The sequence below is a fragment of the Streptomyces sp. ALB3 genome (genome assembly GCF_044385685.1).
Classification (GTDB): domain Bacteria; phylum Actinomycetota; class Actinomycetes; order Streptomycetales; family Streptomycetaceae; genus Streptomyces.
Genome location: NZ_JBISCE010000046.1, coordinates 417,851 through 432,386, shown reverse-complemented (window position 1 = coordinate 432,386; position 14,536 = coordinate 417,851). Strand labels below are relative to the sequence as shown.

General features: G+C 67.4%; 8 protein-coding genes. 6 read left to right on the top strand and 2 right to left on the bottom strand.

Translation table 11 applies throughout. The features are described 5' to 3' along the window. Positions 1–104: 104 nt before the first annotated feature. The gene (locus ACHFIV_RS31945; protein WP_398976200.1) at positions 105–2,801 is read right to left on the bottom strand and encodes a transglycosylase domain-containing protein; all 2,697 of its coding nucleotides are present in this window, start codon (positions 2,799–2,801) and stop codon (positions 105–107) included. A gap of 383 nt (positions 2,802–3,184) precedes the next feature. On the opposite strand from ACHFIV_RS31945, the gene ACHFIV_RS31940 reads away from it, so the two are divergent. The 3 genes from ACHFIV_RS31940 (at position 3,185) to ACHFIV_RS31930 (ending at position 6,418) form a co-directional block, all read left to right on the top strand. Beyond that, the gene (locus ACHFIV_RS31940; RefSeq protein WP_398976198.1) at positions 3,185–3,889 is read left to right on the top strand and encodes a PadR family transcriptional regulator; all 705 of its coding nucleotides are present in this window, start codon (positions 3,185–3,187) and stop codon (positions 3,887–3,889) included. A 63-nt stretch (positions 3,890–3,952) separates the two neighbouring features. Beyond that, positions 3,953–5,035 (top strand): inositol-3-phosphate synthase, encoded by a 1,083-nt coding sequence (locus ACHFIV_RS31935; protein ID WP_365885285.1) that lies wholly within the window; start codon positions 3,953–3,955, stop codon positions 5,033–5,035. Positions 5,036–5,128: 93 nt separating this feature from the next. Continuing rightward, positions 5,129–6,418 carry an MFS transporter gene (locus tag ACHFIV_RS31930; RefSeq protein WP_398976196.1) on the top strand — a complete coding sequence of 430 codons (1,290 nt, stop codon included), beginning with the start codon at positions 5,129–5,131 and terminating at the stop codon, positions 6,416–6,418. A 134-nt stretch (positions 6,419–6,552) separates the two neighbouring features. Here ACHFIV_RS31930 and ACHFIV_RS31925 read toward each other — a convergent pair whose 3' ends face one another. Continuing rightward, entirely contained in the window at positions 6,553–7,995 is a 1,443-nt protein-coding gene (locus ACHFIV_RS31925; RefSeq protein ID WP_398976194.1) for a CCA tRNA nucleotidyltransferase, read from the bottom strand. A 180-nt stretch (positions 7,996–8,175) separates the two neighbouring features. Between ACHFIV_RS31925 and ACHFIV_RS31920 the strand changes: the two genes are divergently transcribed. From ACHFIV_RS31920 to ACHFIV_RS31910, 3 genes are all read left to right on the top strand, one after another. Next, entirely contained in the window at positions 8,176–10,473 is a 2,298-nt protein-coding gene (locus ACHFIV_RS31920; protein WP_398976192.1) for a DUF6049 family protein, read from the top strand. 49 nt (positions 10,474–10,522) lie between these two features. Next, positions 10,523–12,682 (top strand): murein biosynthesis integral membrane protein MurJ, encoded by a 2,160-nt coding sequence (gene murJ, locus ACHFIV_RS31915; RefSeq protein ID WP_398976190.1) that lies wholly within the window; start codon positions 10,523–10,525, stop codon positions 12,680–12,682. A 133-nt stretch (positions 12,683–12,815) separates the two neighbouring features. Next, entirely contained in the window at positions 12,816–14,516 is a 1,701-nt protein-coding gene (locus ACHFIV_RS31910; protein WP_398976188.1) for a serine/threonine protein kinase, read from the top strand. Positions 14,517–14,536: the final 20 nt, after the last annotated feature.

Genomic DNA, 14,536 nt, shown 5'->3' with positions numbered 1-14,536 from the left:
GCCGCCGGCACCTGGAAGGTGCCGACGGCCCTTGTCGTACGTGTCCGGGGAGCCCTGTCAGGGTGCCGGGAGCGACGGCTCACCGGCGCCGCTCTGAGTGAGGCCTACGTACCGCCACCGAAGATTCCGCCGCGGTCGTTCCCCTCACCCTCGGTCGTGCCTTGGTCCGTGCCCTCGTCCGTGCCTTCGGTCGTTCCTGTGTCCGTCCCGCCGTCAGTGGAACCGGCGTCCGTCCCACCGTCGCTGGAACCGTCCGTCGTCCCGCCCTGGCTGTTGCCGTTGGAGTTCCCGCCGTTCTGGTTGTTCCTGCACTCCCAGTCGAGCGGCTGACAGGTCTCGCTCGGCGAGGGGGACGGGGACGACGGAGTGGGAGACGGCGTCTCGGGCTCCTCGCTGGACTCCGAGGGCGAGGGGGTCGGGCTCGGTGTCGGGCTGGGGCTGGTGGCGCCCCCGCCGAACAGCGTCTCGCCGTACGGTTCCGGCTTCGGGAACCTGACGACCTTCGTGCCCTTCACGGCCTCGGTCATGTAGTCGTGCCAGATCTGAGCGGGGAACGAGGCACCGTGGATGGACTTCTCACCGCCTGTGCCGTACATCTCCAGGAATTCGCGGTTCTTCACCTTCTCGTCGTCGTCCATCCGGAACATGCTGACGGCCGTCGAGAGCTGGGGGGTGTAGCCGACGAACCAGGCCGACTTGTTGCCGTCGGTGGTGCCCGTCTTGCCGGCGACGTCACGTCCCGGGATCTGGGCGGGCGTACCCGTTCCGTTCTCGACGACGTTCTTCAGCACGTCGGTGACGTTGTCCGCGACGATGCTCGGGAACGCCGGCTCCGTCTTCGTCTCGTGCCGGAAGATGACGTCGCCCTTGTGCTTGACCTCGGTGACCGAGAAGGGCTCCCGCTGCTTGCCGCTGGTGGCGAAGGTGGCGTAGGAGCCCGCCATGCGGATGGCGCTCGGGGAGGAGGTGCCGATGGAGAACGAGGGGACACTCGCGTCCGCCATGTACCGGTCGTCACGCAGTCCCGCGGCGAGGGCGGCGTCCTTCACCTTGTCGGTGCCGACGTCCATGCCGAGCTGGACGTACGGGGAGTTGGCGGACTCCTGCATGGCGTAGCGAAGGCTGATGTCTCCGTAGTCCGTGTCTCCGTCGTTGGTCTGGAGCCACTCCTTGCCGTCTTCGTTCTGCCAGACCGCGCCGTTGTACTGGTTGATCTTCAGCTTGTTGTCGCCGTTGTAGATGCTCTGGGGTGACACGGGCGTACGTTCCGACTCGCCCTGGTCGGGGCCGAGCTCGGGATTACGCTTCCCGTACTGCATGGCGGCTGCCAGCACGAAGGGCTTGAACGTCGAGCCGACCTGTGCGCCGGTCGCGTCGGCGTTGTTGGTGTAGTGCTGCGTCGCGTCCTGGCCGCCGTACGTGGCGACGATCGCACCCGTCTTGGTGTCCACCGAGGCACCGCCGAACTCGACGTGCGTGTCCTTGTCGGGCCGTTTCCCGGGATCGATCTTGGCGGCGTACACCTCTTTGATGGACGCTTCCAGAGCGTTGACCTTGTCTTCGTCGAAGGTCGTGTGGATCTCGTACCCGCCCCGGGCCAGTTCCTTCTCGGTGACGCCCGCCTTGTTGTGCGCGAGGAAGTACTTCGTCGCGAGGTCGACCAGATATCCGGTCTGACCGCCCAGCTTGGCGTCCTTCCTCGGCGGGATGGGATCCGGGAAGTCCGTGTACTTCGCGCGCTCCGCCGCGCTGAGCCGCCCGTCCTTGACCTCTTCGTCGAGGATCCACTTCCAGCGTGCCTTGGCCCGCTTGGTGTTCTGCTCCTTCGTGGCCTTCACCGGATCGACCTCAGGAGCGCCCGCGGGGTCGTAGTAGCTCGCGCCCTTCAGCAGCGTCGCCAGGAAGGCGCACTCGCTCGGGTTCAGCTCCGTGGCGTCCTTGTCGTAGTACGCGCGTGCCGCCGCCTGGAGGCCCGAGGCGCCCCGGCCGTAGTAGGAGACGTTGAGGTACCCCTCCATGACCTCCTTCTTGCCCACTGTCTCGCCGACCTTGAGCGTGATGAAGAGTTCCTTGAACTTACGGCTCAGGGTCTGGTCCTGGGTGAGCATGGAGTTCTTCACGTACTGCTGGGTGATCGTCGAGCCGCCCTGGGTGTCACCTCCCCGGGCCATGTTGTAGAAGGCGCGGGCGATGCCCATGGGGTCGATGCCCCTGTCGGTCTCGAACGACTTGTTCTCGGCCGAGATGACGGCGTCCCGCATCGCTTTGGGGATGTGGGCGTACTCGATCGACTGGCGGTTGACCGAACCACCCGTGGCGACCATCTGCTTGTCGTCGGCCCAGTAGTAGACGTTGTTCTGCGCCGTGGCGAGGTCCTTGACCTCGGGCGGCACCACCAGGGCGTAAGCGATGCCGGCCACGCCCATCATGAGACCCAGGAAGCCCAGGCACAGACCGGAGACCAGTTTCCACGACGGTACCCAGCGGCGGAATCCGTGCTTACCCGTCCGCGGGTAGTCGATGAAGCGCTTCCTGCCGGAGCCTTCCCGGGCCCGGCCGCGGCCTTCGTGCCCGCTGCTGTCGCCACCCCCCCGGCGCCTGCCTCCGCCACGCTGGGCGGCGCGACGGGCCTCGGCACGGCCGCCGTACGACGGCTCCTCGCCGTGCGCTTCGGAAGGTGATGCTGAAGTTGCTCTGCGTGATGGATCGGCGCGACGTCCAGCAGGCTGTTGGGCGGCTCGTCTGGCCGCTGCACGCCCGCCACCTTGCGGTTGTGGCGCTTTGCGACGGTGCTCGCTCATCGAACGACTACTCCTCGGGCAGGCGAGAGCGCCTGGAAGCGGCAGTTGAGATCCGGTCCCCCCGAATTACGGACAAGCCCTGCGGAAGGCTCACCCGCAGTACATCCGGCAGTCCGCGATTACTGACGCACGGCGGCGTCTCACGGTTCCCGGTGGTCTGCATGCCGCACAGACTACGCACGGTCAAAAACCTCCGGGGACCGAACTTCACCCCAAATTACGCAAGTCGCTCCCTATGAATCAGGGATGTGACGCCGCTCACGAACCGCCCCCTTGTCGAACATCACAAGTCGATCTATCGTGCTGATGTATCGAGTCGATACATCAGCACGGCATACGAGGTGTCGACGACCTGCGGAAGCACCAGGCGAAGGGGGGCGAAGATGAGCAGACGCTCCGGCATCCTCGAATTCGCCGTACTCGGCCTGCTCCGCGAGTCGCCCATGCACGGGTACGAGTTGCGCAAGCGCCTCAACACGTCGTTGGGCATCTTCCGCGCCTTCAGCTACGGCACCCTCTATCCCTGCCTCAAGACGCTGGTCGCCAACGGCTGGTTGATCGAGGAACCGGGAAGTGTTCCGGCGCTGCCACCTGCCGCGGGTCGTGGGGTCGCTCCCGCGTCCTCCCTGGCCGGGCGCCGCGCCAAGATCGTCTACCGGTTGACGGCGGAAGGTAAGGAGCACTTCGAGGAGCTGCTCTCGCACACCGGCCCTGACTCCTGGGAGGACGAGCATTTCGCGGCTCGTTTCGCCTTCTTCGGGCAGACCGAGCGCGAGGTGCGGATGCGCGTGCTCGAAGGACGTCGCAGCAGGTTGGAGGAGCGCCTCGAGAAGATGCGTGCCTCTCTTGCCCGCACTCGCGAACGACTCGACGACTACACGCTTGAGCTTCAGCGACACGGCATGGAGTCCGTGGAGCGCGAAGTGCGCTGGCTGAACGAGCTCATCGAGAGCGAGCGGTCGGGACGGGATCAGCGACGATCCTCGCCCGAGAGCTCCAATCAGCACCACACATCAGGAGACACGGACGGCCTGCCCCGGCACCGGGACGAAAACTCCCGGCCGGATCCGTCCGACGACACGAAGTGACATCCCCGCAGACCCCGCAAGGCGTCGTCGGGGAAACACCGAAACACACAGGGAGCAATCGGCATGGGTTCGGTTCGCGTAGCCATCGTCGGCGTAGGCAACTGCGCCGCCTCGCTGGTGCAGGGCGTCGAGTACTACAAGGACGCCGATCCGGCCGGCAAGGTGCCCGGTCTGATGCACGTTCAGTTCGGCGAGTACCACGTGAGTGACGTCGAGTTCGTCGCCGCCTTCGACGTCGACGCGAAGAAGGTCGGCCTCGACCTCGCGGACGCCATCGGCGCCAGCGAGAACAACACCATCAAGATCGCCGACGTGCCGAACACCGGCGTGACCGTTCAGCGCGGCCACACCCATGACGGCCTGGGCAAGTACTACCGCGAGACGATCGAGGAGTCCGCCGACGCCCCCGTCGACGTCGTCCAGATCCTCAAGGACAAGCAGGTCGACGTCCTCGTCTGCTACCTGCCGGTCGGTTCCGAGGTGGCTGCGAAGTTCTACGCGCAGTGCGCCATCGACGCCAAGGTCGCGTTCGTCAACGCCCTCCCGGTGTTCATCGCCGGCACCAAGGAGTGGGCCGACAAGTTCACCGAGGCCGGTGTCCCGATCGTCGGTGACGACATCAAGTCGCAGGTCGGCGCCACGATCACGCACCGCGTGATGGCGAAGCTCTTCGAGGACCGGGGCGTCATCCTGGACCGCACCATGCAGCTGAACGTCGGCGGCAACATGGACTTCAAGAACATGCTCGAGCGTGAGCGCCTGGAGTCCAAGAAGATTTCGAAGACGCAGGCCGTCACCTCGCAGATCCGTGACCGCGAGCTCGGTGCGGACAACGTCCACATCGGCCCGTCGGACTACGTGGCCTGGCTCGACGACCGCAAGTGGGCGTATGTGCGCCTCGAGGGCCGCGCCTTCGGTGACGTCCCGCTGAACCTGGAGTACAAGCTCGAGGTCTGGGACTCCCCGAACTCCGCCGGTGTCATCATCGACGCCGTGCGCGCTGCGAAGATCGCCAAGGACCGCGGCATCGGCGGCCCGATCCTCTCCGCGTCCTCGTACTTCATGAAGTCCCCGCCGGTCCAGTACTTCGACGACGAGGCCCGCGAGAACGTCGAGAAGTTCATCAGCGGCGACGTCGAGCGCTGAGTCAGGCGGTCGCTGCTTCAGTGACGCTTCGGCAGGTGGGGGGTCCCCGGGCAATGCGCCCGGTGACCCCCCACCTGTGTGACCCTTGCACACATGCCTGTCGTGCGTGATCTGGGCGTACTTCTGCGCCTTCGGTACTTCCGTCGCCTGCTCGCCGTACGACTTCTCTCCCAGTCGGCCGACGGTGTCTACCAAGTCGCCCTCGCCACCTACGTCGTCTTCTCGCCGGAGAATCAGACGACTCCGGGCGCCATCGCCTCGGCCATGGCCGTGCTCCTGCTCCCGTACTCGCTGATCGGTCCGTTCGCCGGAGTGCTGCTGGACCGCTGGCCACGCCGCCAGGTCTTCGTGTACGGCAATCTCCTGCGCGCCACACTCGCCTGCTGCACGGCTGCGCTTCTCCTGAGCTCCGTTCCTGACTGGCTTTTCTACGCCTCAGCCCTCTGTGTCACGGCCGTCAACCGCTTCGTGCTGGCCGGACTCTCGGCTGCACTCCCTCGCGTCGTCGACACCGAGCGGCTCGTCCTCGCCAACTCCATCTCCCCGACGGCCGGCACGCTCGCCGCTACGGCTGGCGGGGGCCTCGCCCTGGCGATCCGGCTACTGACAGACGGGTCCGACGCCGCAGTAGTACTGCTGGGCGCGGTCCTCTACCTCCTCTCGGCACTGGTCTCCCTGACCTTGCCGCGCACACTTCTCGGACCGGATCGCAGCCTGCACCACGTGCGACTGAGGGAGGCGCTGGCCACTACCACCCGGGGGCTCGTCGCGGGGTTGAGCCATCTGGCCGAGCGAAAGGACGCGGCGCACGCGCTGGCAGCCATGACGGTCATCCGCTTCTGTTACGGAGCACTGACCGTCATGGTGCTGATGCTCTGCCGCTATGCCTGGTCCGACAGTGAGTCCGACGGCCTGGCTCTCCTCGGCCTCGCGCTCGGCGCCTCGGCGGCGGGCTACTTCGCAGCCGCCGTGATCTCACCCTGGGCAGTCGGCCGATTCGGGCGGCACGGATGGCTGGCTGGGTGCGCCGGAGCGGCCGCCCTCCTGGAGCCGGCACTGGGACTGCCGTTCGCCCCTGCCCCGATGCTGGCAGCCGCTTTCGTTCTCGGGCTCGTGACCCAGGGGTCGAAGATCGCAACGGACACCGAGGTACAGACAACCGTGGACGATGGTTACCGCGGCCGGGTCTTCTCGCTCTACGACGTACTGTTCAACGTCGCCTTCGTCGCTGCCGCAGCCCTATCGGCCCTCGCGCTCCCACCTGACGGGCGGTCCATCGTCGTGGTCCTCGCCGTAGCCGCGCTCTACGCGTGCGTCTCAGTGGCCATACTCCGTCGACGACGCGTAAGCGACGAACTTCAGCGTGCTCGACCCGCGGAATGAGTGAAGGGCGTTGTTTCACGTGAAACAACGCCCCTCCCGCTTCGTGCCCACTCGCGCTTGCGCCCCACCCAGCATGCTCATGTTTCACGTGAAACGTGGCGGCTCGCCCGCAGAGCCACTCGCCAGGAGTCGGCTCAGCTTTGCGCGGCCCACCAGTCCTTGAGGGCCGCGGCCGCCGCATCGGGCTCCATCGGGCCGTTCTCCAGTCGCAGCTCCAGCAGGAACGCATAGGCCCTACCGATCACAGGCCCGGGGCCCACGCCCAGGACGCGCATAATCTCGTTACCGTCCAGGTCGGGCCGGATGGCCTCCAACTGCTCCTGTTCCTGCAGTTGCGCGATGCGCTCCTCGAGCCCGTCGTAGGTGCGCGAGAGAGCGTTCGCCTTGCGCTTGTTCCGCGTGGTGCAGTCGGAGCGCGTCAGCTTGTGCAGGCGGTCCAGCAGCGGACCTGCATCGCGCACGTACCGGCGCACCGCGGAATCGGTCCACTCACCGTCGCCATAACCGTGGAAACGCAGATGCAGCTCCACCAGCTTCGAGACGTCCTTGACCATGTCGTTGGAGTACTTCAGCTCGGCCATCCGCTTCCTGGCCATCTTCGCGCCGACCACTTCGTGGTGGTGGAAAGAGACCCGGCCGTCCTTCTCGAAGCGCCGCGTCCTCGGCTTCCCGATGTCGTGGAGCAGGGCGGCGAGACGCAGTACGAGGTCCGGGCCGTCCTCCTCCAGGTCGATGGCCTGCTCGAGGACCGTCAGCGAGTGTTCGTAGACGTCCTTGTGGCGGTGATGCTCGTCACTTTCCAGGCGCAGCGCGGGGAGCTCGGGCAACACCCGGTCCGCCAGCCCGGTGTCCACCAGGAGTCCCAGACCCTTGCGGGGGTGGCTGGAGAGCAGAAGCTTGTTGAGTTCCTCACGGACCCGTTCGGCGGAGACGATCTCGATACGACCCGCCATGTCCGTCATGGCCTTGACGACATCGGGAGCGACCTCGAAGTCCAGTTGCGCGGCAAAGCGGGCCGCGCGCAGCATCCGCAGGGGGTCGTCCGAGAAGGACTCCTCGGGCGTGCCGGGGGTGCGCAGGACCCGCTGGGCCAGGTCGTCAAGGCCGCCGTGCGGGTCGATGAACTCCTTCCTCGGCAGTGCGACCGCCATGGCGTTGACCGTGAAGTCGCGGCGCACGAGATCGTCCGCGATCGAGTCGCCGTAGGAGACCTCGGGCTTGCGGGACGTCCTGTCGTACGCCTCCGACCGGTAGGTCGTGACCTCGATCTGGTAGCCGTCCTTCTGCGAACCGACGGTGCCGAACGCGATGCCGACCTCCCAGACCGAGTCGGCCCAGGGGCGGACGATCTTGAGCACGTCCTCCGGGCGGGCGTCGGTCGTGAAGTCGAGGTCGTTCCCGAGCCTGCCGAGCAACGCGTCGCGGACCGACCCGCCGACCAGGGCGAGGCCGAATCCGGCCTCCTCGAATCGGAGAGCGAGGTCATCGGCGACGGGGGACACCCGCAGCAGTTCACTGACTGCGCGGTGCTGCACCTGGCTCAGTGCACGGGGGCTGTCTTCGTTGGCGTTCGGCACAACAGAAAAGGGTACGTGCACCGACCGGTCCGGGCGGCATCGTTTCTCCCGGCCCTGCCAGACTCTCCCGATCATGGGACAAGGTCCCCGGCACTCAGGCGTCGGGCACATCGCTACCATGCGGGGACGCAGAAACCGGCAGCGCCGGCACCAGCTGACGACGACGAGGGACGGATACGCGTGGCCGAGGCGGCAGACTTCCAGGGGATGAATACCTCCCCTGCCCGCCGGTGGCTCCGGCGTACGGCCTCCTTGCTCGTCGGGGTACCGCTGACCGTCGGCCTCCTGGCCGGACCCGGAGCGCCCTCGGCGCAGGCGGAGGGGTCGGCCAAGGCTCCGACCGGCTCGCGCACCGTTGATGTGTCCCTGGACACGCTCGCTCCGAGTGCCCCGGTCGAGGGCGACACACTCACTGTCTCCGGCACCCTGACCAACAAGGGCGGGAAGGCGGTCACGGACGCCGAGGTCGACCTGCGCGTCGGTCCGAGGCTGTCGGGCAGAGGGGCGATCGACACGGCAGCCAAGCGCACCGGATACCAGCCCGGCAGTGACCCGGCCAGGATCGGCGGCTCGTACACGCTGAAGGTCCCCAAGCTCGCGTCCGGGGTGAGCCAGGACTTCACCCTCGCCGTTCCGGTGGACAAGCTGGACCTGGACGCCGAAGGCGTCTACCAGCTCGGTGTGTCCGTCACGGGCCGGACCACCGACTACGCCTACGACCAGGTGCTCGGCATCCAGAGAACCTTCCTGCCGTGGCAGCCGGAGGACACCAGGAGCAGGACCAAGCTCACGTTCCTCTGGCCCTTGATCGCTTCGGCACACGTCACAGCCGAGACGGGCTCCGACGAACAGCAGACTCCCGTGTTCGCGAATGACGATCTCGCACTGGAGCTGGCCCCCGGCGGCCGCCTGGAACAGTTGGTCTCGCTGGGGCGCCAGCTCCCTGTGACATGGGTGATCGATCCGGATCTGCTGGCTTCGGTCGACGCGATGACGAAGAACTACCGCGTCAAAGTCGGCGACACCACCGTCGCGGGGACGAACCAGGCCATCGCCAAGAAGTGGCTCACGGACCTGCAAGCGGCTGTGAAGGACGGGAAGGTGGTGGCCCTTCCGTTCGCCGACCCTGATCTCGCCTCCATCGCCCACCGCGGCAAGAACGTCTCGGGCGCCCTGAGCCACCTGCAGACGGCGACCGAGGTCGCCGCCACGACGGTGGAGACCGTCCTGCACGTCAAGCCGTCCACCGACTTCGCGTGGCCTGTGGACGGTGCGATCGACCCCTCGGTCGTGGACGTCGCCACCTCGGCCGGCGCACACAAGGTGATCGCCCGCAGTGACAGCTTCCCGGAGACCGGCGGGCTGCCCTACACACCGACATCGGCCCGCCCGATCGGTGGCGGCACCACCGCTGTCGTGGCCGATCACCGGCTCTCCACGGCGTTCACCGGCGACATGTCCAGGTCCGGTGCCTCGACGCTCGCCGTACAGAAGTTCCTGGCGCAGACGCTGGCAGTGACGGAGCAGGCCCCGGACAAGGAACGCAGCATCGTCGTCGCCCCGCAGCGGATGCCCACCGCCGCCCAGGCACAGACGATGGCACGGGCCCTGCAGGCCCTCACAGCCGAACACTGGACGCAGCCTCTCGACCTGACGGCGGCAGCTGACCAGAAACCCGACGCGGCGGCCACCACCAAGGTCCCCAGGGCCTCCCTCTACCCGAAGAAGCTGCGGAGCCAGGAGCTGCCCACCCAGGCTTTCCAGGACATCAGGACGACACAGGACTCGCTCAACAGTTTCCAGGTCATCCTCACTCAGCCGGACCGGGTGGTGACTCCCTTCGGGAACGCGATCAACCGCTCCGTGTCCACCTCGTGGCGCGGCAAGCCAGTGGAGGCTCAGCGGTACCGCGACGCGGTCCGCACCTACCTCCAGGGCCTCACCAACGAGGTCCAGCTGATCACCAAGTCGGACGTGACACTGTCCGGACGCAGCGCGACCATCCCTGTGACCGTGCAGAACAAACTGGTGCAGGGTGTCGATCACCTCGTACTCCGCCTCACATCGGGCAACGCCACCAGGCTCAAGCTCAACGACGGCGGCGCCGTCGCCGAACAACCCGTCGAGATCGCGGGCGGGCACAGCCAGTCCGTGAAATTCGACGCCTCGGCCAATGCCAACGGTCAGGCACAGGTCACGGCACGGCTCTTCACCGCGGACGGGGCGCCGTACGGCGAAGAGATGACCTTCACCGTGAAGGTCTCGGAAGTCACGCCCACGGTCCTCCTGGTGATCGCGGGTGGGCTGCTGCTGCTGGTCCTGGCCGGCATCAGGATGTACACCCACCGCAAGCGCACCGTCGCGGGCGGCGCAGCGGAGAATGGCGGCGGCGAACCCGAGCAGCCGAGTGACCCGACGCCGGACACCGGTCCGGAAAGCGGTGACCCATCGGGCCCGGGTGAGAAAGTGGACCGTTGAGCGATGTCTGTCGGGGCCTGTCGGCCGGGGACAATGAGGTGGGGTTTCGATGAACGCGCCGTACGACGGTGACCGCGGCCGAGGCGCGGGCGGAGCTGGGTCTTCCAGTGGTCCGCCGGTGCCACCGGGCGCCGACCAGGACGGGGAGGCGCCCGACCCTTACCTCCAGCACGCCTACGAGCACGATCCGTACCGCTCACAGGACCTCGCCGCGCAGGACCCCGTGGCCGAGGCGCTCTACGACCGCGCCTCACATCCCCCACCGCCTCCCGGCACCTATCAGGAGCCGCAGGCGCTCTACCAGCAGCCTCCTGCGGCCCAGTACGCCCCCGATCCCCGTATCTGGGCCCAGACGCCGCCTCCGGAGCCCGCAGGCCCCTCCAGGCACCTTCCGTACGGCGACAACGCCGCGACCACCCAGTACGTGGGGTTGGACGACCTCGTCACACAGGCGTCCGACCACCGTGGGGAACAGGACGCCTTCGCTCACCTCTTCCGCGACCAGGAAGTTTCGGGCCGGCCTTCCGGTCCTCCTGCCGAACCGGAAGCGGCTCCGGCGTCCGCGCCGCCGAAGTCCGGTGGCAGGGCCGCCGGGATACTGAAGTCCAGTGCGCTGATGGCAGCAGGAACCCTGGTGTCCCGGCTCACCGGCTTCGTCCGCAGCCTGGTGATCACCGCTGCGCTGGGTGCGGCTCTCCTCGGTGACAGCTTCACCATCGCGTACACCCTGCCGACGATGATCTACATCCTGACGGTGGGCGGCGGGCTCAACTCGGTCTTCGTTCCCCAGCTGGTCCGGTCCATGAAGGACGACCAGGACGGCGGCGAGGCCTACGCCAACCGGCTGCTGACACTCGTCATGGTCGCTCTCGGCGTGATCGTCGGGATCGCCGTCTTCGCTGCTCCGTGGCTCATCCACATGATGTCCCCGACCATCGCGAACGACGTGGCCGCGAACAGCGTGGCCGTCACCTTCGCCCGTTACTGCCTGCCGACCATCTTCTTCATGGGCGTGCACGTGGTCATGGGGCAGATCCTCAACGCGCGCGGGAAGTTCGGCGCGATGATGTGGACCCCGGTCCTGAACAACATCGTCATGATCATCACGTTCGGCCTGTTCGTCTGGGTCTACGGCTCCTCGGCCGAATCCCGGATGGGGGTGGAGACGATCCCCGCCGAGGGCGTCCGTCTGCTCGGCATCGGTACGTTGCTCGGCCTTGTCGTTCAGGCTCTGGCCATGATCCCGTACCTGCGGGAGGCGGGTTTCCGCTTCCGTCCGCGCTTCGACTGGAAGGGGCACGGACTCGGAAAGACGATCAAGCTCGCCAAGTGGACGGTCCTCTTCGTCCTGGCGAACCAGGCCGGCGTCATCGTCGTCACGCAGCTGGCGACCGCGGCCGGAAAGACCTCGGGCATGGACGGCACCGGTTTCCTCGCCTACTCCAACGCCCAGTTGATCTGGGGCATGCCTCAGGCCATCATCACCGTCTCGGTCATGGCCGCCCTGCTGCCCCGCATCTCCCGCGCCGCCCATGACGACGACCCCGGGGCCGTCCGCGACGACATCTCGCAGGGACTTCGCAACTCGGCGGTGGCCATCGTGCCGGTCGCCTTCACCTTCCTCGCACTCGGCCTGCCGATGTGCACCCTGCTCTACGCCTCGAGCGGCACCGAGGCCGCACGGTCGATGGGCTTCATCCTGATGGCCTTCGGCCTCGGCCTCATCCCGTATTCCGTGCAGTACGTCGTGCTGCGTGGCTTCTACGCGTACGAGGACACCCGCACGCCCTTCTACAACACGGTCATCGTCGCAGCGGTCAATGCCGCAGCCTCTGCCCTCTGCTACGTGATTCTTCCGGCCCAGTGGGCAGTCGTGGGAATGGCGGCCTCCTACGGGCTGGCCTACGCGGTGGGCGTCGGCATCGCCTGGCGACGGCTGAGCAGCCGGCTCGGCGGTGACCTCGACGGTGCCCGTGTAGTGCGCACCTACGCCCGTCTCTGCCTCGCCGCGATCCCCGCGGCAGTGGTCGGCGGCGGTGTGGGCTTCGCTCTCCTGAAGGCCCTCGGCGATGGCGCCGGCGGGTCGGTGGTGGCGCTGGTCTGTGGCAGCGTCGTCCTGCTGGGCGTCTTCTTCGTCGCTGCGAAGAAGATGCGTATCGAGGAGCTCAACGGCATGGTCGGGATGGTCCGGGGACGGCTCGGACGCTGAACACGCCGCGAGCCGCACAACCATCGCTGGACACCGCGTGTCGTGCATAGCGCCGGAGTGTGGGCACAATTGGCGTGACTGTGCAGAGCTGGCTGGCTGGCATCGCGCAACGGATGGGGAGGCAGGAACGACGGTGGCGGAACGTAGCACGGCTGCTGTCGACGTGGCCGACAACAGCGGCGACGAGCCGTTGACCGCCAAGGCGGACGCGGCCACGACCGACGGAACGGCACAAACCCAGGACGAAGAGGGCGCAAGCTCGCAGGACGAGGCGACGGCGCGTGACGGCGCGGACGCCGTACCGGCGTCGCCCGACCTGCACAGCGGTCACAAGCTGGCCAGACGTTACCGCCTCGAGGAATGCATCACCCGGCTGGACGGATTCAGCAGCTGGCGTGCTGTCGACGAAAAGCTGCGCCGCGCGGTGGGTGTGCATCTGCTGCCCGCTCAGCATCCGCGCGCCCGCTCCGTGCTGGCTGCGGCCCGCTCCTCCGCCTTGCTGGGTGACCCCCGCTTCGTCCAGGTCCTGGACGCCGTGGAGGAGGACGACCTCGTCTACGTGGTCCACGAATGGCTCCCCGACGCCACGGAGCTGACCGCACTGCTGGCCGCCGGGCCCATGGAAGCCCACGACGCGTACCAGCTCGTGAGCCAGATCTCCCAGGCCATGGCCGCCGCACACCGCGAAGGGCTCGCGCATCTCCGCCTGACACCCGGTGCCGTGCTGCGCAGCTCGACCGGCCAGTACCGGATCCGCGGGCTGGCCGTGAACGCCGCCCTGCGCGGCATCACCTCCGACCAGCCACTGCGCACGGACACCGAAGCCATCGGCGCACTCCTCTATGCCGCCCTGACCCGCCGCTGGCCCTACGAGAGCGATGCCTACGGCCTGACCGGGCTCCCCAAGGATCTCGGCCTGATCCCCCCGGACCAGGTCCGGGCCGGTGTACATCGAGGTCTGTCGGAACTCGCCATGCGCGCGCTCGCCAACGACGGCGCCACCGCGTCACGGCAGGAGCAACCGTGCACCACTCCGGACGAGCTGGCGAAGGCCGTCGCGGTCATGCCGCGGGTCCTCCCTCCGGAGCCCGCCTTCACAGCACCGCCCGAGTACCAGCGCACGACGTATCAGCAGGGCACCTACGGGCGCCCGTCGGCACGACCCACCTCAGCAACGCAGCCCGTCATCTCGGCCCCTCCACCCCCTCTCCAGAGCCGTACGGGCAAGGCACTCAAATGGGCGGTGTCCGCTCTGCTCATCGCGGCACTGGGTCTCGGGAGCTGGCAGCTGGCGGAAACCGTCCTCGACCGGAGCAACGACTCCGGAGAGCCGTCCCCGACGCAGACGACCGAAGGCGGGAGCGACGACAAGAACGCCGCCGCGCCCAGCAAGCCCGTCACCATCGTGGGAGCCCAGGACTACGATCCGCTCGGCGACGGCTCCGAGAAGCCCGCCTCCACAGCGAACGCCTATGACGGGGATCCCGGCTCGTACTGGAACACCGACGGTTACTTCACCACCGAGCTCGGCAACCTCAAGGACGGCGTGGGAATCGTCCTCGACCTGGGCAAGGTCCAGGACGTCGGCAACGTCGACGTGTCCTTCGCCGGCGGCAGCACCTCGGTCGAGCTGAGGACCACCGAAGCGTCATCCGTCCCCCAGGCGCCCGGCGGGTTCACCTCAGTCGCACAGGGATCCGGGACAAAGGTCTCCCTCAAGCCGGACAAGCCGGTGCGGGCACGGTACGTTCTGCTCTGGCTGACCAAGCTGCCGCTGAGTAGTGACGACGGCAGGTATCGAGGCAAGGTTTCGGACGTCAAGATCACGAACTGACGGCAGCAGGGGGAGGGGGC